Source organism: Neobacillus sp. 114, from assembly GCF_030127045.1.
Lineage (GTDB): Bacteria > Bacillota > Bacilli > Bacillales > Cytobacillaceae > Neobacillus > Neobacillus rhizophilus.
Map to the genome: position 1 here is coordinate 4,838,484 of NZ_CP126144.1, position 23,538 is coordinate 4,862,021.

General features: G+C 40.9%; 25 protein-coding genes. 8 read left to right on the forward strand and 17 right to left on the reverse strand.

Going from position 1 to position 23,538, the window contains the following annotated elements:
* Positions 1-4: 4 nt before the first annotated feature.
* The 8 genes from pstB (QNN06_RS23735) to QNN06_RS23770 form a co-directional block, all read right to left on the reverse strand.
* Complete coding sequence (gene pstB, locus QNN06_RS23735) at positions 5-778, reverse strand: phosphate ABC transporter ATP-binding protein PstB (protein ID WP_284036040.1); 774 nt, start codon at positions 776-778, stop codon at positions 5-7.
* Positions 779-790: 12 nt separating this feature from the next.
* Complete coding sequence (pstB, locus tag QNN06_RS23740; RefSeq protein ID WP_241113854.1) at positions 791-1,612, reverse strand: phosphate ABC transporter ATP-binding protein PstB; 822 nt, start codon at positions 1,610-1,612, stop codon at positions 791-793.
* A 14-nt stretch (positions 1,613-1,626) separates the two neighbouring features.
* Positions 1,627-2,514 (reverse strand): phosphate ABC transporter permease PstA, encoded by an 888-nt coding sequence (pstA, locus tag QNN06_RS23745; protein WP_213120168.1) that lies wholly within the window; start codon positions 2,512-2,514, stop codon positions 1,627-1,629.
* A complete protein-coding gene (gene pstC / locus QNN06_RS23750) occupies positions 2,511-3,434 on the reverse strand; it encodes a phosphate ABC transporter permease subunit PstC (protein ID WP_213120167.1) in 924 nt (307 codons plus the stop codon). Before pstC ends, pstA begins: the two co-directional genes overlap by 4 nt.
* Before the next feature lie 94 nt (positions 3,435-3,528).
* Positions 3,529-4,437: a phosphate ABC transporter substrate-binding protein gene (locus QNN06_RS23755; protein ID WP_284036041.1), complete on the reverse strand. Its 909-nt coding sequence runs from the start codon at positions 4,435-4,437 to the stop codon at positions 3,529-3,531.
* 189 nt (positions 4,438-4,626) lie between these two features.
* Positions 4,627-6,717, reverse strand: a complete 2,091-nt coding sequence (locus QNN06_RS23760) for a peptidoglycan D,D-transpeptidase FtsI family protein (protein WP_284037975.1) — start codon at positions 6,715-6,717, stop codon at positions 4,627-4,629.
* 171 nt (positions 6,718-6,888) lie between these two features.
* Positions 6,889-8,106 (reverse strand): MFS transporter, encoded by a 1,218-nt coding sequence (locus tag QNN06_RS23765; protein WP_213120165.1) that lies wholly within the window; start codon positions 8,104-8,106, stop codon positions 6,889-6,891.
* 116 nt (positions 8,107-8,222) lie between these two features.
* Positions 8,223-8,831, reverse strand: a complete 609-nt coding sequence (locus tag QNN06_RS23770; protein WP_213120164.1) for a superoxide dismutase — start codon at positions 8,829-8,831, stop codon at positions 8,223-8,225.
* Between the two features lie 371 nt (positions 8,832-9,202).
* Here QNN06_RS23770 and QNN06_RS23775 point away from each other — a divergent pair, with 371 nt between their 5' ends.
* From QNN06_RS23775 to ispG, 4 genes are all read left to right on the forward strand, one after another.
* Complete coding sequence (locus tag QNN06_RS23775; protein ID WP_284036042.1) at positions 9,203-9,898, forward strand: Crp/Fnr family transcriptional regulator; 696 nt, start codon at positions 9,203-9,205, stop codon at positions 9,896-9,898.
* Positions 9,899-10,007: 109 nt separating this feature from the next.
* Entirely contained in the window at positions 10,008-10,781 is a 774-nt protein-coding gene (locus QNN06_RS23780) for a DUF1189 domain-containing protein (RefSeq protein ID WP_217033694.1), read from the forward strand.
* Between the two features lie 95 nt (positions 10,782-10,876).
* A complete protein-coding gene (locus tag QNN06_RS23785; protein WP_213120161.1) occupies positions 10,877-11,206 on the forward strand; it encodes a hypothetical protein in 330 nt (109 codons plus the stop codon).
* A gap of 114 nt (positions 11,207-11,320) precedes the next feature.
* Positions 11,321-12,421 (forward strand): flavodoxin-dependent (E)-4-hydroxy-3-methylbut-2-enyl-diphosphate synthase, encoded by a 1,101-nt coding sequence (gene ispG, locus QNN06_RS23790; protein WP_213120651.1) that lies wholly within the window; start codon positions 11,321-11,323, stop codon positions 12,419-12,421.
* A gap of 54 nt (positions 12,422-12,475) precedes the next feature.
* On the opposite strand, the gene QNN06_RS23795 is transcribed toward ispG, so the two are convergent.
* A complete protein-coding gene (locus QNN06_RS23795) occupies positions 12,476-12,835 on the reverse strand; it encodes a DUF4190 domain-containing protein (protein ID WP_213120650.1) in 360 nt (119 codons plus the stop codon).
* 371 nt (positions 12,836-13,206) lie between these two features.
* Here QNN06_RS23795 and QNN06_RS23800 point away from each other — a divergent pair, with 371 nt between their 5' ends.
* Positions 13,207-13,809 (forward strand): 5' nucleotidase, NT5C type, encoded by a 603-nt coding sequence (locus QNN06_RS23800; RefSeq protein WP_213120160.1) that lies wholly within the window; start codon positions 13,207-13,209, stop codon positions 13,807-13,809.
* Between the two features lie 51 nt (positions 13,810-13,860).
* Here the strand turns inward: QNN06_RS23800 and zur are convergent, their stop codons facing one another.
* The 3 genes from zur to QNN06_RS23815 are packed head-to-tail and all read right to left on the reverse strand — an operon-like array spanning position 13,861 to position 15,899.
* Positions 13,861-14,274, reverse strand: coding sequence for a zinc uptake transcriptional repressor Zur (gene zur, locus QNN06_RS23805; RefSeq protein ID WP_213120159.1), 414 nt, complete (start codon positions 14,272-14,274; stop codon positions 13,861-13,863).
* Positions 14,275-14,290: 16 nt separating this feature from the next.
* Positions 14,291-15,130, reverse strand: coding sequence for a metal ABC transporter permease (locus QNN06_RS23810; RefSeq protein WP_213120158.1), 840 nt, complete (start codon positions 15,128-15,130; stop codon positions 14,291-14,293).
* A gap of 1 nt (position 15,131) precedes the next feature.
* On the reverse strand, positions 15,132-15,899 hold the full coding sequence (locus QNN06_RS23815) for a metal ABC transporter ATP-binding protein (protein WP_213120157.1): 768 nt from the start codon (positions 15,897-15,899) through the stop codon (positions 15,132-15,134).
* Between the two features lie 180 nt (positions 15,900-16,079).
* Between QNN06_RS23815 and QNN06_RS23820 the strand changes: the two genes are divergently transcribed.
* Positions 16,080-16,337, forward strand: coding sequence for a DUF2624 domain-containing protein (locus QNN06_RS23820; RefSeq protein ID WP_213120156.1), 258 nt, complete (start codon positions 16,080-16,082; stop codon positions 16,335-16,337).
* A 329-nt stretch (positions 16,338-16,666) separates the two neighbouring features.
* Here the strand turns inward: QNN06_RS23820 and QNN06_RS23825 are convergent, their stop codons facing one another.
* Entirely contained in the window at positions 16,667-17,560 is an 894-nt protein-coding gene (locus QNN06_RS23825) for a deoxyribonuclease IV (RefSeq protein WP_213120155.1), read from the reverse strand.
* Between the two features lie 17 nt (positions 17,561-17,577).
* Complete coding sequence (locus QNN06_RS23830) at positions 17,578-18,891, reverse strand: DEAD/DEAH box helicase (protein ID WP_284036043.1); 1,314 nt, start codon at positions 18,889-18,891, stop codon at positions 17,578-17,580.
* Between the two features lie 343 nt (positions 18,892-19,234).
* On the opposite strand from QNN06_RS23830, the gene vrrA reads away from it, so the two are divergent.
* The gene (gene vrrA, locus QNN06_RS23835; RefSeq protein WP_284036044.1) at positions 19,235-19,975 is read left to right on the forward strand and encodes a VrrA/YqfQ family protein; all 741 of its coding nucleotides are present in this window, start codon (positions 19,235-19,237) and stop codon (positions 19,973-19,975) included.
* Between the two features lie 126 nt (positions 19,976-20,101).
* The gene (locus tag QNN06_RS23840; protein WP_284036045.1) at positions 20,102-21,046 is read left to right on the forward strand and encodes a 4-hydroxy-3-methylbut-2-enyl diphosphate reductase; all 945 of its coding nucleotides are present in this window, start codon (positions 20,102-20,104) and stop codon (positions 21,044-21,046) included.
* Between the two features lie 31 nt (positions 21,047-21,077).
* Here QNN06_RS23840 and QNN06_RS23845 read toward each other — a convergent pair whose 3' ends face one another.
* The 3 genes from QNN06_RS23845 to cccA form a co-directional block, all read right to left on the reverse strand.
* Positions 21,078-22,193, reverse strand: coding sequence for a Nif3-like dinuclear metal center hexameric protein (locus tag QNN06_RS23845; RefSeq protein WP_284036046.1), 1,116 nt, complete (start codon positions 22,191-22,193; stop codon positions 21,078-21,080).
* Positions 22,180-22,902: a tRNA (adenine(22)-N(1))-methyltransferase gene (locus tag QNN06_RS23850; protein WP_284036047.1), complete on the reverse strand. Its 723-nt coding sequence runs from the start codon at positions 22,900-22,902 to the stop codon at positions 22,180-22,182. Before QNN06_RS23850 ends, QNN06_RS23845 begins: the two co-directional genes overlap by 14 nt.
* Before the next feature lie 79 nt (positions 22,903-22,981).
* Complete coding sequence (gene cccA, locus QNN06_RS23855; protein ID WP_213120150.1) at positions 22,982-23,350, reverse strand: cytochrome c550; 369 nt, start codon at positions 23,348-23,350, stop codon at positions 22,982-22,984.
* Positions 23,351-23,538: the final 188 nt, after the last annotated feature.

Consider the following 23,538-nt stretch of genomic DNA (forward strand, 5'->3'; position numbering starts at 1 on the left):
CCCACTATCCAAATCGTCCAGTGATATAGTCTTCCGTTCTTGAATCTTTTGGCATTGAAAAAATGTTTGGTGTCAAATCTACCTCGATTAATTCCCCCATAAGAAAGAAGGCCGTTTTGTCTGAAACACGAGCAGCCTGCTGCATATTGTGAGTGACGATGACAATGGTATACTTTTCTTTTAACTCAAGGATTAACTCCTCGATTTTCAGGGTTGAAATCGGGTCTAGCGCCGAGGTTGGTTCGTCCATTAGTAAAACATCAGGCTTAGTTGCAAGAGCCCTGGCGATACACAGGCGCTGCTGCTGTCCGCCTGACAGTCCAAGTGCAGGGGCATGCAAACGATCTTTAACTTCGTCCCATAAAGCCACATCTATTAATGCCTTCGTAACAATTTCATCAAGATGTGTTCTTTTCTTAATTCCATGAATTCTCGGCCCATATGCTACATTATCATAAATGGACTGTGGAAACGGATTTCCCTTTTGAAAGACCATGCCAACATGTTTACGCAATTCTACTAAGTCCGTTTTAGGATTTAAAATATTTTCACCGTCAAAGTTCACTTCTCCGGTTATTTTTACATTCGGTATCATTTTATTCATCAAGTTAAGCGTCTTTAGAAAAGTTGATTTTCCGCAGCCCGAAGGACCAATCATGGCTGTGACTTCTTTTTTCTGGATAGGAAAGTTGATGCCTTTTAAGGCATGGTGCTCACCGTACCATAAATTAAGATCTTTTACATCGAAAATATCTCTTGTTAATGTCTGTGTGGACATGAGTTTTCCCCCTTATCCGAATCGGCCGGAAATGTATTCTTCTGTCTTTTTAACTGATGGATTGGTAAAGATTGTTTCCGTGCTATCGTATTCAATTAAATCACCACTTAAGAAGAAAGCCGTTTTATCCGAAATCCGGGAAGCCTGTTGCATATTATGAGTAACAATAATAATTGAGTATTCCTTCTTTAAATCAACAATTAGGTCTTCAACCTTGGCATTCGAGATTGGGTCAAGTGCTGAAGATGGCTCATCAAGCAGGATGACGGTCGGTTTCATAGCAATCGTTCTGGCAATGCAAAGGCGCTGCTGCTGCCCGCCAGAAAGCGAGAGGGCTGATTTATGAAGTCTATCCTTCACCTCATCCCATAGAGCCGCTTTTCGTAAACTCTCTTCGACAATTTCATCAAGTTTGCTTTTTTTCTTAATCCCAGCAAATTTCAAGCCATGGGTAATATTTTCATAAATGGATTTTGGAAAGGGGTTAGGCTTTTGAAACACCATGCCAATTTCCTTTCTTAAGGCAACTACATTGATATCTTCAGATAAAATATTGAGATCTTCATAGATAATCTCTCCGATTGCTTTTGCCCCGGGGATCAAGTCATTCATCCGGTTGATACTCCTTAGAAACGTTGATTTCCCGCAGCCTGACGGACCGATTAGGGCAGTCACAGAATTCTTCTCAATATCCAAAGAAATCCCATTAACCGCTCGTTTTTCTCCATAAAAAATTTCTAAATTCTTCACAGCTAAAATAGTTTCAGGCTGGAATACACTTGTTGTTTGAAAAGGTAATTCCACATTCGTTCTCTCCTTTATCGCTGTCAACATTCGACTCCACCTCTTTATTTAGTTGCTGTTGCCCGTTTGTGAATCAAACTTCCAATCCAGCGCGCCAATAGATTAAAGATCAAGACTGAAAGAACGAGGACCGCAGAAGAACCGCTGGCAACTTCATTGACATCAGGAATTAATCCTTGTGTATTTACAGACCATATATGAACCGCCAATGTCTCAGCAGGGCGGAAAATATTCAACGGTGATTGTTCTGAAAAAGGATTCCAGTTTGTATAATCCAGTCTTGGCGTTGACAGACCGGCTGTAAATAATAATGCTGCAGCTTCACCAAAAACCCTTCCTGCAGCCAGAATGGCTCCAGTTAAGACGGACGGGAATGCTGCTGGCAAAATAATCGTTTTAATCGTATGCCAATGGGTAACTCCCAAGGCGAGGCTGGCTTCTTTTAAATCACGAGGTACTGCCCGGATGGCATCCTCGGTCGTACGTACCATTGTCGGAAGGTTAAAGATTGTCAATGCCAATGCACCGCCTAAAATGGTGTAACCCCAGCCGGTTGTGTTGACAAAAATCAATAATCCAAACATACCAATAACAATGGAAGGCAATGACGATAACACTTCAATACAGGTCCGGATTAAGTCGGTTACTTTACCCGGTTTCGCATACTCAGCCATATAGACGCCGCCGCCAATTCCAATCGGAACGGTAATCAGCATCGTGATAAACAAAATATAAAATGAATTAAATAATTGGTCGCGAATCCCTCCGCCAGCCCGGACATTACTTGAAGGAGATGTTAAAAATTCAAGCGAAATATGTTTAAATCCATTGACGAAAATATAGAAAAACAATCCTGCGAGAATCGTTACAATCGTGATGGCAATGGCTACGAAGACCCCTGTTGCAATTCGATCGGCTGCTTTACTATTCATCGTAACTTCCTCCTTGATGACAGATAACGAATGAGGAGAATGAAGGCAAACGACATAATCAATAAAATAAGACCCATTGACCAAAGAGTGTTATTCTCCACGCTGCCATAAGTGGTATGCCCCATATTTAATGTAATAATGGTCGTTAATGTTGCTGATGCATCCAAAATACTTGATGGCAAATTTCTCACGTTTCCGATGACCATCTGAACTGCCAATGCTTCACCAAATGCTCTCGCCATACCAAGAATGATGGCTGTAAGCAAAGAAGGCATTGCAGCCGGCACCAACACTTTTCGAATCGTCTGCCATCTTGTTGCACCTAAGGCATAAGATCCTTCCCGGAGATGGTTCGGAAGTGAACTCATTGCATCCGTTGCAATCGTTGTAATCGTCGGTAAGATCATGACGGCAAGGACAATCATCCCGGATAGTAAACTAAATCCAAGCCCGCCGACATTTTCTCTGATAAACGGAACTAATACAGTTAAACCAATAAATCCATACACAACTGATGGAATACCTACTAATAATTCCACGATTGGCTGAAGAATTTTTCTTCCCCATGAAGGAGCAATTTCTGTCATAAAAATCGCTCCGCCAATTCCTAATGGTGCGGCAATAAGTGCGGCGAGAAAGGTAACAGCAAAGGATCCGAAAATAAACGGAAGAACTCCATACATCGGGCTCGCTTTATCTGTAGGATTCCAATTAGTGCTTGTTAAAAACTCGATGATGCTAATCCCGTTCTTCGTAAATGATTGCATTCCTTTTGTTCCAAGGAAGATCGTAATCGCAATCGTAGCCGATATCATGATAACGGCACACAAAATGACAATTAATTTCCCTCTAAATTCCCCATCGAGCCTGCTTCTCTTTGATTTTAGCAATCTATCTTTTGCGGGAAGAAGTTTTTCCATAGTAAACCAAACTCCTCTTGAATACGTGATAATAGGGTAAACGCTCTGCATTTACCCTCTTTTATTGTTCAACAGTTCATTCTAAATGTTTCTATTAGATATTTTTTTGATTTCCCTCAGCATCACGTTCTACTTTCATTTTTGTAACAGGTAGATATCCTTGTTCCTTTAAAAGAGTGTTTTGGATATCATCTGACATTAAATAATCTAAGAACGCTTTTGTTAAACCTTCTGCTTCACCTTTAGTATAAGAGTGCTGGTATGCCCAGACCGGGAATTTTCCGGATTGTACATTTTCTGCAGTCGGTTTCACACCATCAATCGAAAGCGGAGTTACAGAATCATCAGTGAAGTAAGAGAATGCAAGGTATCCAATTGCACCTTCAGTTTCGTTAATAATCTTTTTAACCGTGTTAGAAGAATCCTCAGTAATTCCTTCAGCAGGTGTCGCACCATCAAGAGCAAAGTGATTGAAAACCGCACGAGTTCCGGATGAATCAGGACGGTTTACAAGAACAATCTTTTGATCTTTACCGCCAAGCTCTTTCCAGTTTGTAATTTTTCCAGTAAATACTTTGATTAGATCTTCTTTTTTAATATCATCAATTCCTACTTTTGGGTTAACAGCAGCTGTCATCCCCACCACTGCCACTTTGTGGTCAACAAGTTTGTCAGCAGGAATTCCTTCTTTTTCTTCAGCGAAAACGTCTGAGTTACCGATTTGAACTGATCCTTCAGCAACCTGTGATAAGCCTGTCCCAGAGCCGCCGGCATTTACTTGTATATCAACTTTTGGATTTTCAGCCATAAATTCTTCAGCAGCTGCAGCAATTAACGGTTGCATAGCTGATGATCCTGAAACAGAAATTGAGCCTGATAGTTCTCTAGAGTCTTTCCCTCCACCACTATCTTTATCTGAAGAAGAATCACTTCCACATGCTGCTGCTATAATCATGAAAGCCGCAATTAACATCATTAGGCTAATTTTTTTAAAACTTTTCATTTACTAATTCCCCCTAAGAGTTTGGCTGTTTGTTCTGCCTTACAAACATAAGAATAAAGGATGACTGTAAATAGAGTTTTAATGTTTTGTAAAGGTTATGTAAATGAATGTTTAGTTTTTGTAAATTAAAATCTAGCAATCTGGTAAAAAAAAACACCTGCCTCATCCTGGAGACAGGTGTCACTTTTATTAATGTTGTGGTTGTTCAGCGGGTGGGTTGTTTGCCGCTGTGTTATCCTCCCCGGCAGCTGCTGTTCCGCTTTGGCGGGCATTTTTTAAGTTAAAATAGGCATCCATTGCCCTTGTGCCAATTAGGTGGTTAATACTTGGGCCGCTGTTTCCTTCATAAGCCCATGGCACCACTACGGCAATGGCCACTTCAGGATTATCGTACGGCGCAAAGCTGACAAGACTTAAATTCCAAACTTCGGTTCCACGTTTCGATTTATCAGAGCCATCATAAAAAGCTTCCGCTGTACCGGTTTTGCCTGCCGGATTATATGGCTTACTTCTCCAGAAGCCGGTACCGGTACCGTCGCCAACCTGCATAACCATTCGAAATCCCTCTTGGACGCGTTTAATCCATTCATCCTTCATTTCAACACGATTTAATACCTTCGGCTGAATTTCCGCCACAATCGGACCCAATTCATTGTTATCCAATTCTGGTTCACGAATTTCCTTCACAACATGCGGCTGAATCCGGTAGCCCCCGTTTGCGATGGTCGAAATGTATTGCGCAAGTTGAATAGGTGTATACGTATCGTACTGGCCGATGGCAAAGTCAAGAAGCAAACCTGACCGTTTGTCAGAGCCTGGAAAACCGCTCATTTCATTGGGAAGGTCAATACCTGTACGAATTCCAAGGCCAAATTGATTAAAGGATTTCCGCATTGTACTAAAACCTTTGTCCGTATCCAATACAAGCGGTCCATTCGGAATATAACGGCCGCCAGCCATAGCAATCACCGTTTTCCACATGTACACGTTCGAGGAGACCTGCAGCGCCCGTAAATCGTTAATGTCGCCGAAAGTTTTCCAAGATTTTTTAACAGGTGTTCCTTTAATGACTAGAGGTTCATCCCGAAGGACAGATCCCGGTCTTATGGCACCAGTTTGATAGCCTGTTAAAATAGTCGCACCTTTAACAGCTGACCCCATGTTGTATGAGCTTGTAAACGTCCCTTGGGCATAATCCCGCATTTCCAGTTTGCCTGTTTCCTTATTCTTTACAAGCTGTTTACCTGACAATGCCAGGATTTCACCCGTTTTTGGGTTCATCATAACGGCAAAGGCCCTATCCATAAGTCCAGTATTCGGGCTCTTTTTTGCGTTCCAAATCTCTTCTTCAATAATTTTATCTACTTGTGCCTGAAGGTCCATATCAATGGTTAAGACAAGATCTTTTCCACGATTGCCTTCCGATATGACCTCAGAAGATAAAATTTTTCCCGACTTATCGGTTGTATTTTTTACTTTAGCCTTCTCCCCACGGAGGACATCTTCGTATTTTAATTCCAGATAGCTCTTTCCAACCCGTTCATTTCGGCTGTAATCTTTGGCAAGATACTTGTCCAATTGTTCCTTTGGCAGCCCCGAATCAGAAGATGATACATCCCCTAAAATAGATTTTAGGGTATCTCCAAAAACATAATTTCTAGCCCAATCTGTGGTGGTATCAATCCCCGGGAGATTTTCCAGGTTTTCACTGACAGCGGCAAATTCCTCAGGAGTTACATCTTTATTTTTGACGATTTGCGGTGTTAAAGCGTAACCGCTGTTGAATTCCCGATAAATAGCTAGCGTTTTTACCTCATCCGGGGTCAGACTGTTCAAATCTTCGTCAGTAATTCTCTTAAGCTGTAGTTTATAAATGTCTTTATCATCCAGCTTTTTGTTTTCTAATTCGGTCCACTCTTTAGCGGTAATTTTCTCTTTTGCTTTATTCGGATGGATTAACATCCAAAAATCCTTTTTATCACGTTCGCGGACCTTTGAGGTGTCCATAGTAATTAATTTTGCCAATTTTTTAGCTGTTTCGAGCATTTCCTGCGGTGTTGTATTTTGATATTTAGTATACGTAATCGCATTTAGCGGTGAATTATCAACAATAACGTTACCGTTTCGATCTATCATTCTCCCTCTTGGCACGGGATTCGAGACCGTAATATTGTCCGTCCGTTCAATTTCCCTTTTAAAATCGTCTCCGAATACAATTTGTAATTCTCCAAGCCGTAATACAAGAATGGAAAAAAGCAAAAAGACGACAAAGAAAAGCATGTTTAAGCGAAAAGGAACCGCCGGCTTCTTCTTTTTCTTCTTCAAGGTCAAAACGCACCTCCCTAAGTCATAACCTAATTAATTGTATAAGAAAGTGTAGTTTTTTTCTATGGAGAAGACTTACCATTTTTTCAAAATAAAAAAGCGATGAGCAAATCTTCACTCATCGCACTACACTGCGGGCAATCGTACCCTTTTAATAAAGAGATAAATCAATGTATGCCCTGCTCCTAAAATCAATAATAAGTATGGGATGCTTTTTTCTTCATTAAATAGAGTGACTGCTGCAAGGAAAGCAAGGACGGAAACAATACGGCCAATATTTAAGAAAATTTCCCTCACTACAATATATTCAATTCGCATTTCCGCTGCCTTCCAGCCTGTTCCAATCACATCATACGTTGTTGACATATACGGAACGAGCAAAAGCGGATACGCAATCGCAATCATAGCAGCATAAATTAACAGCTTTGCGTAGTTTACTTCCCAGGCTATCAGAATGACTGCGGCATATAGTATAAGTCCGCCAATGAGTATGGCCTTTTTTCGATAATTTTTTTTAATCAGCCTGGAAGCAAGAAAATAGGCAACAAACGAGATTCCCGAATTTAGCAGCCCAAAGGTCCCCAAAGCCATTTCGCTGCCAGTCGAAATATACACAAAGACTGAAATGACAAATAAAAACGTCCCTTCTCGGAGGCCCTGAAAAAAATGGGCGTTCGTGACAAGACGCCAATTTTCATTTTGTTTTCTTTCTTCAAATATTCGTTTGAAGCAATATCTCCCCTTCGCTGGTCTTGGTTTCAAAGAAAAGCTTAACAACACCGCAAGGGCAAATAATCCTAATGACAAGCCGAAAACAATCGTATAGCCGGTAAACTTTTCGAATCGAGTAATAATCACCCCTGCTGCGATAGGACCAATCATCCCGCCTAAGGAAGATAATATTCCCAAAAAGCCATTGAAAAAATCTCTTGTTTCCGGTTCGGTGATTTCAAAAGTCAGCACATTGTAGGCTAGCCAATAAAAACCGTACCCTACTCCCAACAGTCCCCCTAAGAGCAGCAAATAAGTGGCAGCCTTAGTCCCGGTTAGTAAGACGGCCAAATAGAAGAACGCTAAAAAAGTAACTCCTATACGGAGAACAATCACGCGGTCAATTTTCTTTGCCCATCGGCCTGCCAAAATAAATGTGAGCGGCTGTAAAACGACGATGGAAAGGTTATACAAGGCGAGATCGGAGTATTGGCCAGTTTGCTTCCATAAATATATGTTCACAAATGTGTTGGATAAGGCAACGCTTAAAGAATATAAGCCGCCAATAATCAGTAAAAGGGTTAAATCCTTTGTTAATTCAACATCCCCTAAAAACTTAAATTTTTTTGCCATAAAAAAAACTCCCCTTTGTCTTAAGAGGTAGTCTTTAACAAGCGGCAGGTTCTTATTCAAATTTGAGAATGAAAAAAAGACAGCTGCAATGAGCTGCCTTTTTTTACAGATATTAATTATTTTGCTGCGCTGTAACGCTTGGAAACTTCGTCCCAGTTTACTACGTTCCAGAAAGAAGCGATGTAGTCTGGACGCTTGTTTTGGTATTTTAAATAGTAAGCATGCTCCCAAACATCAAGGCCAAGGATCGGAGTTTTGCCTTCCATTAATGGAGAGTCTTGGTTTGGTGTGCTGGATACTTCTAATTCGCCGTTATTAACGGATAGCCATGCCCAGCCAGAGCCAAAGCGAGTAGTTGCTGCTTTTGCAAATTCTTCTTTGAAAGCTTCGAGGCTGCCAAATTTGCTGTTGATCGCATCAGCTAATTCTCCGCTTGGAGCACCGCCGCCATTTGGAGAAAGAATTTGCCAGAATAAAGAGTGATTCGCATGACCGCCACCGTTGTTACGAACAGCAGTGCGTGCTGCTTCAGGAACAGCATCCAAGTTTGAGATAACTTCTTCAACAGACTTAGAAAGCAATTCTTCGTTGCCTGCTAAAGCGTTGTTTAAGTTAGTCACATAAGTGTTGTGATGTCTTGTGTGGTGAATGTTCATAGTTTCCTTATCGAAATGTGGCTCAAGTGCATCTTCCGCGTAAGGTAATTTTGGTAATTCAAATGCCATGAAAAATTCCTCCCTATGTACTATTTTTTTAAAGGCCTTGGCACACTAAAATTCAGCGAAAAGAATTTTAAAATATTTCCAAAGCTTTGTGACTTAAGATTACCAAAGTTGAGTGGTAAGTATCAAATAATTTGCTTAAACCACCATATATAAAATATCCATTTTTCAGCATTTTATGCAGCTTTTTTACATTAACGTTTCACAACTATCCACTTTTCGAAAAATTGTCATGAATCATGCAATCGGCATGCTGTCAACGATTTATGTCATAGTAACTGTTTTTATTTACATATTTTGTTAAACGCACTATTGACTAGTTATATTTTATTCCTTTTAATCATCATATACATGGTTTTAAGGAGTGGCAGGACATGCAGAAAAACAGCCTTTCTATTTATGAAATATTACATTATTTTTTCAAAAAGACTGCGCCGGTACAAAAGATAACAGTAGGTAGTGTGCTTTTCCATGAGAAAGATCCGGCCGAATTTATATACCTGCTCCTAAATGGCGGTATTGCCTTAGGGCGAATGCATGTTAGAGGAAAGGATTTTATTTTAAAAATCGTGAATGACCAAGAATTAATAATTGAATACCAGCTTTTTAAAGCAAATCCCCGCTATCAGTTCTATGCCAAAACTTTGACGGATTGTGAGCTGATTGCAATCAAACGGGAGGACTTTGAAAATTTTGTGTTAACGGACCCCGAAGCAATGCAAGCACTTGCCACATGGCTATCAACAAGCTATTTGAAGGTGCAGATGAAATGCCAGGATTTAATCATGAACGGTAAAAAAGGCGGACTCTACTCAATCCTTATCCGTTTATGCAATTCGTATGGAGTCATGACACCCGATGGGATCCTGATTGATTTGCCCTTGACTCACCAAGAATTGGCCAATTTAACTTTTGGCACTAGGGAAGTGATTCAGCGTGCCCTCAAGGAATTACGAGAGCAAAACATTATCTCCTATGACAATCAAAAATTTACGATAAGAAATCTCAACTACCTCAAGCAAACCGTAGATTGCCAAAACTGTTCCGCGGAAATTTGCGGCTTAAACTGATTTAACCTGCCTCTATGGCGGCCCTATTTAAAGTGTTAACTACCTTGTTCTTGTCTATCATAGCTTCAAAAGCTACAATAGAATGGTGAATCTATATGAGGTGGTTAATATGAATATTTTCAAGCAATTATTTAAAAGTATCTACTCGCCGAAGGATATAGCCTTATTTCGTTTCCAAGGTATCGGAAAAACAATTCTTTTTGTTTTCTTATTGACATTTATTTCGGTCCTTCCGTCGATTGTTTATTTCAGTACAGCCTTAACAACCGGATTGGATTCTGCCAAAACCTTTCTGGAAGAGGAGGCTCCTGATTTTACGATAAAGAATGGACAATTAGAGGCAGATACTAAGGTTCCTGTAACGATTAAAAAGGATGATTTTACGATTATCTTGGACCCTACCGGTGCCGTTTCTAGCCAAGATGCAGCCGATCAAGGAAATTCATTCGCCCTGTTAAAAGACGAGTTTGTTATTACAGCCGGTGGTCAAAGCGATACATACCCCTATTCCATGATGGAAGGTCTGAAACTTTCAAAGAAAGATCTCGTTGATTTTGTTAACTCTATTAGTGGACTAAAGGGCATTATTATCCCGATTGTCTCCTTATTCATCTATTTGTTTTCAAGTGCCGCTAGTTTCATTGAAGTTTCTGTTCTTGCTTTAATCGGACTTGTGTTAAAAAATCTCGCCGGAAGAAAGCTTACTTATCGGCATTTATGGAGAATGGCCGCATACAGTGAAACATTGCCGACATTATTTTTTACGATAATGGCCGCACTGAAAACAGCCGTACCAAACAGCTTTTGGATCAATTGGTTTGTCGTTATCATTGTTTTATATTTGGCGATAAATGAAATCCCAAAACCGAAAAAAAGTAGCTAAAGCATCCATTCAACGGATGCTTTTTTCATTTATAAGTTCTATTTAAAGGTGGACAAGCATAGGTTTGTAGAAACTTTTGTTTGGAGGCTTGTCCAATGAAGAAATTGTTTGGTATTTTAATTGCCATTTTAGTCATATATGTTATTTACTTCGACTTAACTGTCGGAACTTTGCCTTCTACAGCAAACATTCAGGTAGAGGCAAATGTTAATCAAACCGCTAAACCTAGTACCAGCATCCCTTCTTTTACAGAAAAGGTAAAACCAGGTGAAACTGTTATTTCCATTGTCGAACACCAATTAGGAAAATCTCTTCCTGTATCTATTTCTGACTTAATCGAAGATTTTCAGGCATTAAATCCAGGGAAGTCACCAGAAAAAATCCAAATCGGTTCTACATATCATTTTCCTGATTACTCAAACTAATGAAGATAATCCTTATTCTTGTCAAAATTAGATGCAGGCTGATACAATAAAAGGTGAATTGTTTTTAATCCTATATTCGAATCCAGCTAAAGGAGCGAATTCCACGTGAGTGAAATTATACATCGTACGAAAACACGGCCGATTAAGGTTGGCAATTTAACCATCGGCGGCAATGATGAAATCATCATTCAAAGTATGACAACCACTAAAACCCATGATGTAGAGGCTACCGTTGCCGAAATCAAACGTCTTGAGGAAGCAGGTTGCCAAATTGTCCGGGTCGCATGCCCAGATGAAAGGGCTGCAAATGCCATTCCTGAGATCAAAAAAAGAATCAACATTCCACTTGTTGTTGATATCCACTTCGATTATAAATTGGCACTTAAGGCGATTGAAGGCGGCGCTGATAAAATCAGGATCAATCCTGGAAACATCGGCAGAAAAGAAAAGGTTGAAGCCGTCGTAAAAGCCGCTAAAGAAAAAGGAATCCCAATCCGGATTGGTGTAAATGCGGGGTCATTGGAAAAACGAATTCTTGATAAATACGGCTACCCAACCGCTGATGGCATGGTCGAAAGCGCCCTCCATCATATCAAAATTCTAGAGGACTTAGACTTCCACGATATTATCGTTTCAATGAAGGCTTCTGATGTCAACCTTGCTATTGAAGCATATGAAAAAGCGGCCCGCACCTTCGATTATCCATTGCATCTTGGGATAACCGAATCTGGAACACTTTTCTCCGGAACAATTAAAAGCGCAGCCGGATTAGGTGCAATCATCAGCAAAGGTATTGGTAATACGGTAAGAGTTTCATTAAGTGCAGACCCAGTTGAAGAGGTTAAAGTAGCACGTGAGCTTTTGAAGGTATTCCATCTTTCCTCCAACGCTGCTACCTTAATTTCCTGCCCTACCTGCGGACGGATTGAAATAGACCTGATCAGCATCGCCAATGAGGTAGAGGAATATATCTCCCATATTAAAGCACCTATCAAGGTTTCAGTTCTAGGCTGCGCGGTAAATGGACCTGGTGAGGCTCGTGAAGCAGACATCGGAATTGCCGGTGCCCGTGGTGAAGGACTATTGTTTAGGAAAGGCGAAATTGTCCGGAAGGTGCCAGAATCACAAATGGTCGAAGAACTCAAAAAGGAAATTGACCAGCTTGCCGAAGAATATTTCCGCAAGAAGGAAGCAGAAGAAAAGGTAAACAAATAGGTAAACGTAACAAGAGGCTGTCCCGAAAGACAGCCTCTTTTCTTTGCTCCTATGTTAAAAGAACGGAAGAATAAAGATTCCGATGATAATCGATACCGCTCCAATCCCAATAGCCCACGCTCCAAGCCCTTCGGAGCCGCGGCGTCTAGCAACAAATCCCAGAATAATCCCCGCTGCACCAAAGAGGATTGGCATTACGAACAAGGATAAAATGGAAAGGACCAAAGCGACAGTTCCTAGTCCGGCACCGCCAACAGCACGTCCACGACCATTATCATCAATATTGTCTTTTTCCCTGCCTCTTATAATAGGTACGGGGGCCGCGATTTCGGCAGCAGTTTCTTCATTATAGGAAGAACGGATTGGCACGGATGCCCCAATTGGCAGATCATCTTTCTTTAAAGATACCCTCATTGGGACAGACGCTCCAAATTCCTCTGCCGTTTCTTCATCATATTTGGAAGCTTGGGTTGTTACAGGTGTTGCGATTTCGGAAGTTGTGGCCTCACGATAATCCGATGGAGAATTTGGTATATCTTCACCGATAATTGGGCCACGAAGAGCTTCTTGCACCTTCGTGTCGCGTTCATCTGCCATTCTTTAATCCCTCACTTTCAATGTAGGAGCATTTATTATTGTTAGTCATTAAAGCCTTTTTACTATGACAATGTTTGTCTTAACTAGTTAGTTATTTCATATTCCGCAAAAAATTTCATGCCAAACAGTTCACGGTCTTTGGTAAAATAAAAATAGAACAGAGGAAACAACTGAAGGTGAATTTAAAAATGAAAAAAAGATTTGGAATTGATATTGATGGAACAGTTACCTGCCCTACATCGTTATTGCCTTTTATAAACAAGGCATTTGGGATGAACATTGCCTATGAGGACATCACTCAATACGATTTAACTCCTTTTGTGAATGTGGATGAAAAAGTATTTGCCCATTGGTTTTCAGAAAACGAGCCGATTATATATAAAGAATCTCCACTTGCTAAAGGCGTAAAGCCGGTATTAAATAAATGGAAAAATGAACATGAATTGTTTTTTATCAGTGCCAGAGGACCGCACTTGCTTGAGGTGACCGAAAATTGGTTTTCAGCGCATGGATTAACTTTCCATCACATCGAACTGATTGGCTCTCATGACAAGGTAGAAACGGCTAAAAATCTGAAAGTGGATCTCTTTTTTGAGGATAAACACGACAACGCCGTTGCTCTTCATGAAGAATGCGGAATTCCGGTCATTTTATTTGATACTCCCTATAATCAAGAGCCCATTCCACAAGGTGTCATCCGTGTCAATAACTGGGCAGAAGCAGCCATTTGGGTGGAGAAATGGCTCAAGAAACAGGATAATATACGGGAAATGGCTGGCTCAATGAAATAAAAATAAAAAAGCTGCCCTAAATAGCGGTCATTCCGCTCATGGGCAGCCTTTTTATTGTACACAATCCGGACAGCGGCCATATATTTCGAATTTATGCCCGGAGATGTCATAGCCTTTTAAATTTGCACTGAGGTCCTCCATCGGACATGTCTCAATTTCTTTCGACTTGCCGCAGCTTAAGCAAATAAAATGATGGTGATGATGGGTTTGCGAGCAGGAAAAACGAAAATGTTTTTCACCTGACAACTCCGTCATCTCTAGTATTCCCATGTTAACAAAAAGGGAAAGGTTACGGTAAATAGTATCAAAACTTAAGCCCGGATAATCATCCTTCAATAGATCTAAAACATCTTTTGCTGTTAAATATTTATCGCTTTCAGCAAACAATTGAAGCATATCTTCCCTTTTTCCGGTCTGCTTAAATCCATTTTCCTTTAAATATTGAAGTGCTTCTTGTACATTCATCATTTACACACCTCGCTTATGCTTTATTCACCAAGATTTTTTTATAAAATATCGCCAATATTAATATCAATACAGAGAGCATGACAATTGTTCCACCTGGAGCCAAGTCCACATAATAAGCAAGGCTCAGCCCGCCAAGCACCGATGCTTCACCGAAGATAACCGATAAAACAATGGCCTGCCTAAACCCTTTGGCAATTCGGATACTTGCTGCAACAGGAAGTGTCATTAACGAAGAAACCAACAGGATTCCGACAATTCTCATAGAAGCTGCTATGACCAGCGCCACTAAAATAATGAAAATGAAATGGATACTTTTTGCTGCAATACCGGATGCCTTGGCGTATTCCTCATCAAAAGACAATAAAAACAGCTCTTTATACAAGAGAACCACAGCCAGCACCACTGCAATACTGATTACCAGGATCACCCAAAGGTCGGTACGGCTGACGGCTGATACACTACCAAATAGATAACTGAACAAATCTGTATTAAAGCCTTTGGCAAGAGATATAAATATAACCCCCAGCCCGATTCCTCCGGAAAGAATGATCGGAATCGCCAGCTCTTGATAGTGCTTGTAGACTCCTCTTAGCTTTTCAATAAATAAAGCTCCGCCAACCGAAAAAACCATGCCCATATACAATGGATTCAGTCCCGTAAGTGCAGCAACATAGCGCTCAAGCAACAGACTTGCCGCAATCCCTGCCAAAGTTACATGGCTAAGCGCATCGGCAATCAAAGACAATCTTCTTACCACGATAAATACTCCCAATAATGGAGCTAGAATGCCAATTAACATTCCAGTTAAGAAGGCGTTTTGTAAAAATTCATAATGTAAAATCCCTTGAATCATACTACATGCCTCCGTGTTCATGATGATGAGTCAGCATTTGCACATCATGTCCATAGAATGATGAAAGGTCTTCCATTCTCATCTGTTCAAATTCATTTGTCAGTCCGTGAAAATGCAAATGCTTATTTAAACAGGCTACATGGGATACCTTATCGGAAACGGTCCCGATGTCATGTGTGACCATCACCAATGTAATCGCCTTATTTTTATTTAACACATCAAGCATTTCATAAAAAGCCTTTATGTTCTCTGCATCAACCCCAACGGTTGGTTCGTCAAGAATCAACAGCTCTGGCTCACTCACCAAGGCTCTAGCTATAAATACCCGCTGCTGTTGGCCGCCTGAAAGCTCGCCAATATTCCGGTCTTTAAATTTTTTCATCCCTACTGCATCCAATGAGGCTAATACTTTTTCCGAGTGCTCCTTTTTGAAAAAAGACAACAGGCCTAGCTTTTTTGTTAAACCGCTTGCCACTACCTCATATACGGTAGCCGGGAAACCTGTGTTAAAGGAGTTGGCCTTTTGGGAAACGTAGCCGATTTTGTCCCAATTTTTAAATTTATTGATTTCTTGGCCAAATAGGTAAATTTCTCCCTTTTGCAGCTTTAACAATCCCAAAACTAACTTTAATAGTGTTGATTTTCCAGAACCATTGGGGCCGACAATGGCGAGAAACGCACCCTTTTCCACGGATAAATTGATGTTTTCAAGAACGACGTCCTTTTCATATCGATAGGACAGCTGTTTAATATCAATAATTGATTGCATAGATTTCGCACTCTCACTTTAATTTTAAGAATCATTCCGATTTAACTTTATGTAGTATACAATAGTTATTTTGTGTTTGTAAAGCGGAGCAATTCGCGAATGCGCTTATTTTACCGCCTTTATAAGTCACTGTCACACTCCAGCCGCTTTTTCATAAATTAGCATGGAGGAGTGATTAAGGTGAAGATTTTTGAAAGTATTATCAATCATAAAATAAATACCATCACTGCCGATGAACTGCTAAAATATGCAAACCAATTTAATATAGCCATAACCCGCAGTCAGGCAAAAAAAATAGCCGAATACTTAAGAGGAAAAAACATCAATATTTTTGATGACCTGCAGCGTGCCCATTTGGTAAGGGAAATTGCCAAAGCCGCCGGCCCGCAAACTGCCCGAGAGGTCAATAAACTTTTTGCAGAATTAGTAAAAAAATGAAAAGCATTGAGAATCTGCACAGTGCAGGCTGTCGAAGAACTTTCGATAGCCTTTTATTTTGTTATTTTTCTTTAATAATCCACCGCTATAGTTTGTTATAATAATGTAAATATATAGGCTTTTTAACAAGTCTGATGATTGGAGCGGAGGGCACTCGACTCCTGCCGGTTATATGGAGACCCCACAGGCGCTATAGCGCCGAGGAGGCTCCAGGACCTCCCCGCGGAAAGCGAGGCCACTTCGCTGCAATCAACAGGCCTAGTTGCAGAGTCAATCAATAGATTTAAATAAAAAAGCTGTACGCATTGCACAGCTTTTTTGTTTGGAATTTAAGACTGCATTATTTTATTCAGTAAATCCTCTTCAAACTTCTGCTCGCGAAGCATGGCGATTTCGTGGCGATATGGCGCCTTTTTATTGTTTTTGTCTTCACCGACAAACGGAGTTTCGAGAATTTTCGGTACATCCATTAATTGTGGATGATGGACAATATAGTTCAGCGCCTTAAATCCAATATGGCCAAACCCGATGTTTTCATGACGGTCTTTTCTTGTTCCTGATGCATTTTTGCTGTCATTGATATGAAGCACCTTTAATTTATCTATCCCAATAATTTTATCAAACTCATTTAAAACACCATCAAAATCTTCGATGATATTATAGCCGGCATCGTGGGTATGGCAGGTGTCCAAGCATACTGACAGTTTTTCATTATAGTTGACACCATTGATTATCGTCGCAAGTTCCTCGAATGATTTCCCGCACTCCGAACCTTTTCCAGCCATTGTTTCTAAAGCGATTTGAACCTGTTCTTTTCCGGTTAGCACTTCATTAAGACCCTCGATAATCCTTTTAATCCCAGCCTCCTCACCGGCACCGACGTGAGCACCTGGGTGAAGGACTATTTGCTTGGCGCCAATAGCTTCTGTCCGTTCGATTTCCGACCGTAAGAACCGGACGCCTAATTCAAATGTATCCGGATTGGAGGTATTTCCAATATTGATAATATAGGGAGCGTGGACAACTATTTCGGAAATTCCATTCTCCTCCATATGTCTTCTGCCCGCCTCAATATTTAAATCCTCGATTTTTTTCCTTCTAGTGTTTTGCGGGGCTCCCGTGTAAATCATAAAGGTATTGGCACCGTAAGAAACGGCCTCCTTACTTGCAGCAAGAAGCATTTCTTTGCCGCTCATCGAAACGTGCGACCCTAATTTTAACATCATTTCCTCTCCCTCTCTTATTTCTTCTTATTCAATCTGCGCTGCCGCTTCTTGATATTCTCTATTTCTGTTTGCATTTTCTTTTTATACCCTGGTTTTACCTTTTTCGGCTTTTTAATGACAGCCTTAACACGATGGTCCATCTCATCCTCTGGCTTTACTCGTGTTTTCCGGCGGTTTCGACCTTCCAGTTCAACAAATTCGTTATTTTTCAAGTCAACATTCTTAAATTGAATGCCCATCTTTTCAAGACGAATTAAAGCATCTTCATCTGATAAATCATAAATCGTTAAGGCAATCCCGGCATTTCCTGCTCTAGCGGTTCTGCCAACCCTGTGAATATAAAAATCCAAGTCAGAAGGAATTTCATAGTTTATGACATGGCTTACCCCTTCAATATCAATTCCCCGTGAAGCCAAATCTGTCGCAACAATATATTGAAATTCCAAATCTTGAATTTGCTTCATCATTTTTTTTCGTTCTCTTGGTGTTAAATCCCCGTGAACTCGTCCAACCTTCAACCCTTTTTGATATAAATAATCCGCCACTTCATCGGCCATTTTTTTCGTATTTGTAAATACAATGGCTAAATAGGGATTACAGGCGATAAGAGCATCATGAACAAGCCCCTTTTTATCGCGGTGTCTTGATGGAAGCAAATAATGCTCGAGGTTTTCAGCAGCCTTCCTTGTCGGTTCAATCTGAATGTTTTTTGGATTCTCCATGTATTTTTTCAGAAAAGGCTTTAACTTTTCCGGAATGGTGGCGGAAAAAACATACATTTGCAGATCTTCCGGCAGCCTTGACGCAACACGGTCAACATCCTCTATAAAGCCCATGTCAAGCATCATATCTGCTTCATCGACGACAAGAATCCGGGCTGTATGTACTAATAGCGCCTGTTCTTTTACAAGGTCGTTAATTCTGCTAGGCGTTCCGACGACAATATGAGGCTGTATTTTTAACTTCTCGATAGTCCGCTGCTTGTCTGTTCCGCCTGTAAATAATTTAGCGGTAATTGTTTTCTCAGGTGGACAATGCTCAGTAATTTTTAAAATTTGTTGATAAATCTGGCTGGCAAGCTCTCTGGTAGGTGCCGTGATGACTGCTTGAACCTCTTGTCTCGATGCATCCACCTTATCTAGGATTGGCAGCACATAGGCAAATGTTTTTCCCGTACCGGTTTGTGATTGGCCAATCGCACTTTCCCCTTTTAATACCAACGGAATCATTCGTTCCTGAATTTCCGTCGGTTGAGTGAAGCCCAGCTTGTTCAGCGCCTCAATAATAAAGCCTTGAAAATCAAAACGTTCAAATTTAGTTTCTTTCATTTACGTACTCCTTATATAAAAATATCTTATTTTTAAGTCAAATGATTGGGAGACCTGCGAATTTCGCGTCCATCAAGTAATTATAGTAGAGTTCAAGGGAAATCTCCAGCTATTATCATCTTTTACTTTCCTACAGCTTTTAAAACCATAAATTTCATTTGATTCTGAGTATAATACCTAAACAAAAACAAGGTGTATGCATATTGTAATTCAAGAGGGTAAAAGTGGAAATTCCGCACATGTTCAAGAAGTTTTCCCCATCTGCACTTTTTCCTTTTATAATTTCTTTTTTATGGGAAAACAGTGTCTTCATGTGCTGAAAAACGAGAGGAGGTTTTATGGTATGCAACCAGGACCTAGATTCCCAATGCCAGGGGGAATGGGACAGTTTGGCGGCGGTGGATCAATGATGGGCAGACCAGGCGGTTTATTAGGCGGGGGAAATCAAATGATGAGACCCGGTGGAGGACTGTTTGGCGGTGGAAGAAATCCAATGATGGGCCCGCAAGGAAATCCCTTTGGCGGAATGGGCGGACAACAAATGGGCAGGGGTGGCGGATTACTCTCTAGGCTTTTGGGCGGAGGAAACCGCATGGGCGGTCCAGGCGGAATGATGGGCGGCGGTGGACCTGGCGGCCTGATGGGGATGCAGGGTGCCGGCAGAGCCGCAGGAGGAGGCGGATTGCTCCAATCCTTGTCTAACCCGGGTGGACTATCAAGTATTCTTAACAATACACAACAAGTTATAAAGACTGCCCAGACAATCGGCCCGATGATCCAGCAGTATGGTCCATTAGTGAGAAATCTGCCAGCCTTATGGAAGTTATATCGCGGTTTAAAAAGCTCTGATTCAGATAAGGAAGAATCGAATGAAAAGAAAAATCATTCAGGGGAAGAATCCTCTAGCAGCCGCTTAACATCAACAAATCCAACAACCAAAACTTCATCTAAAAAAACGAGTCGAAAAGGAACTCAGCAAACCAGTTCCGACAGGAAAAGCAGTAGAAAAAGCACACACAAGACAAGTGCGCAGGAAAAAAGACAGCACCCAAAAGGAACCTCGATACCAAAATTATATATTTAACGTAAGAATGCCGGCCTCCGGCATTCTTTACTATTTTGGGCAGGAAAAATGTCTCTTTGTAATATATCTATTAGTTTTATATAATGGACATATAATCTACTAAAATCCTTTTGGAGGACTTCATATATGCAAATCGTTAAAATTTCGCCGCGTGGTTATTGTTATGGTGTTGTTGATGCCATGGTCATTGCAAGAAATGCGGCATTAGATAAAACGCTGCCTCGTCCCATCTACATTTTGGGGATGATTGTTCACAATAAACATGTTACAGATGCCTTTGAAGAAGAAGGAATCATCACCCTTGACGGAAAGAATCGTCTTGATATCTTAGAGAAAGTTGACAAAGGGACCGTTATTTTTACAGCCCACGGCATCTCGCCAGAGGTAAGGGAACTTGCGAAAAAGAAAGGGCTAGTCGCCATTGACGCAACCTGCCCGGATGTAACCAGGACGCATGACCTTATTGAAGAAAAGGCCAGGGAAGGATACCAAACGATTTACATCGGCAAAAAAGGGCATCCAGAGCCTGAAGGGGCACTTGGAGTGGCACCTAGCATGGTCCACCTTGTGGAAACACCTGCTGATGTCGAAGCATTGAATCTCGATTATGATAAACTCATTGTCACTAACCAAACAACCATGAGCCAATGGGACGTTTTCGATACGATGGAAAAGGTAAAAGAAAAATATCCCCATGTCGAGGTATTTAATGAGATATGCCATGCCACCCAAATCCGGCAGGAAGCTGTTGCCGAGCAGGCTAAACAAGCGGATGTCACCATTGTCGTCGGTGATCCAAAAAGCAATAATTCTAATCGCCTTGCTCAGGTTTCTCAGGAAATTGCTGGTACAACAGCATATAGGATTGCTGATATAACAGAACTTGACATTGATTGGATTAAGGACGCCAAAACAGTAGCTGTTACTGCGGGTGCATCAACTCCGACACCAATTACGAAGGAAGTCATCGCGTTCCTTGAACAATTCGATCCAATTAATGAAGCTACATGGGAACGCAAGAAAAACGTTCCATTGGCAAAAATCTTGCCGAAAGTAAAAAGAGAAAGCTAAGCGAAAGAGGCTGACAAAGGTCAGCCTCTTCTTATATGAATTGAAAAGGATCGGTATGAATTTGTGAAGGAAAAATCTCCACTTCATATCCTGCTTCCTGGCATAATGTCTGCAACGTTTCGGCCAGGCCTTTTTTCATGACCTTTTCAACATTATGTCCTGGGTCAATCATATTCAAGCCATCCATCATCGCATCATGTGCGGTGTGATAATAAATATCTCCTGTCACGTACACGTCCGCCCCTTTGAATTTGGCATGGGAATAATATTTGTTGCCATCGCCCCCTAAGACGGCAGCCTTTTTCACTTTGGCCTGCAAATCTCCTATAACGCGAACCCTGTCCACCTCAAGAGCCACTTTTACCTTTTCGGCAAACTCCCCTAACGTCATATCCGGGATCTTTCCTATTCTGCCTAGCCCAAGTACCTCTCCTTTATTTTCAAGCGGATAAACATCATAAGCCACTTCCTCATATGGATGAGCTTTAATCATAGCGGTAATTACCTTTTTTAAGATAGGCTCAGGTACAATCGTTTCAATCCGAACCTCTTCGACCGTTTCTAGCTCCCCAGGCTTACCGATAAAAGGATTCGTATCTTCCCCAGGCAAAAATCGTCCAGTACCGTTTGCCGTAAATGAGCAATGGCTATAGCTGCCAATAAAACCTGCACCGGCGTTCCCAAGCGCCTGTCTTAGTTCATCAGCATGACTGACAGGCACAAACACCACTAATTTCTTTAATTTTGTATCAAAAGTAGGAACTAAAACCTCTGCATCCTCCAACCCTAAAGCTTCAGCCAGCCAATCATTTACCCCGCCCTTGGCCACATCTAGGTTGGTATGGGCAGCGTATACTGCAATATCATGTTTGAGTAATTTCTCAATTATCTGCCCTTGAACAGTATCAGTAATAATATTTTTTAATGGTCGGAAAATCGGCGGATGATGAGCAATAATAAGCTGAACCTTTTTTTCAATGGCCTCATCAATGACGGAATCAAGAATGTCCAAGGCAATCATTACCCGTTCTACCTTTTGATTAAGGCGTCCAATTTGCAGGCCGATTTTATCGCCTTCCATTGCCAGACTCTTTGGCGCAAATTTTTCAAACAGCTGAATAATTTCATGACCATTAGCTTTTTTCAATTTTCAATGCCTCCTCCACAAGTTTTAGCTTATCTTCTATTTCCTTTCTTTTCTCCACTGTTTCAGGGGTCGCAGCAGCGTTTTCTAACTGTTTTTTAACTCTTTTCCAATTGCTGCTTTCAGACAGCCATTTTTTCTTAAAAATCTCATTTTGGTGCCGAATGAGAAATGGTCCCATTAACAGCTCCATCTCCATTTTATTCTTTTGATAAGGGCGTTTTGCATCACCTTTTTCAGCAACTAAAATCTCATAGGTTTTGCCGTCCTCCTCAAGAATTTCTTCGGTAATCAACTCCCATTCATTTTCCAAAAACCATAAACGGATGGAAATGGCGCTAATGTTTGGCTGTAACACAAGCCTCTTGACGGTTTCCAGCTTTTCTTTTCCATTTTCTAAAATACTGGCAATCAAAGCGCCACCCATGCCGGCAATCGTAATGCAGTCTATCTCACCAGATTCAATAACCTCGAGGCCGTCTCCCATCCTGACTGAAATTCTATCTGACAGTCCTTCTGCCATTACGTTGCTTTTGGCAGATTGGTATGGACCTCTCACTACTTCACCGGCAACGGCAAACGGAATGCCAGCGTTCTTAACCAAGTAACTAGGCAGATAGGCATGATCAGAACCAATATCTGCTAATCTTGCCTCCTTTGGAACGTATTTCGCAACAGCCGTTAAACGCATTGATAATTTTTCTGCATTCAAATTAACACACCTGCTTTTCAATATGTATGCCTTAATAATATAAAAGGTCCTTTACAGATGCAAAGGACCTTTTGTCAAATTATTTAAGTTTCGATAACCAATCTGCCATTGCAGCTGCTTTATCTTCGGGAACAAGACCGGCAGGCATGGAGCCTTTGCCGTGAGTCACGATGTTTTTAAGTTCTTCTTTAGAAAGCTTGTCGCCAACACCTTTTAACGGAGGACCTACAACCCCTTGGTATTGATCGCCGTGACAGCCAATACAAGTTGTTTTATAAATGTCTTCTGGCTTGGATGCAGCCACTTCTGTTTTCTCACTGCCTTTGCCTTCACCTTTCTCAGCAGCAAGCTCCTTACTATCCCCTAGTCCTTTAAAAGACAAAGTGAACATAAGGACAATCCCAAAAACCATGATGAGAATGTAAGGAATTACCGGATTCTTTTTCATAATTTTACCTCCCTATGTATAAACATCTGTAAATAAATAAAACCGCCTGCAAACAACTACTATTTTACTTGAAAATGAACAGAAGGAAAAGCCCTAAAGTTATTTTATCACTATAATCTTTTAAAAAAAGAGCAAAGAGGCTAAAATAATTATTTATTTCAGCCTCTTTGTTATAGTTCCCAATTTAT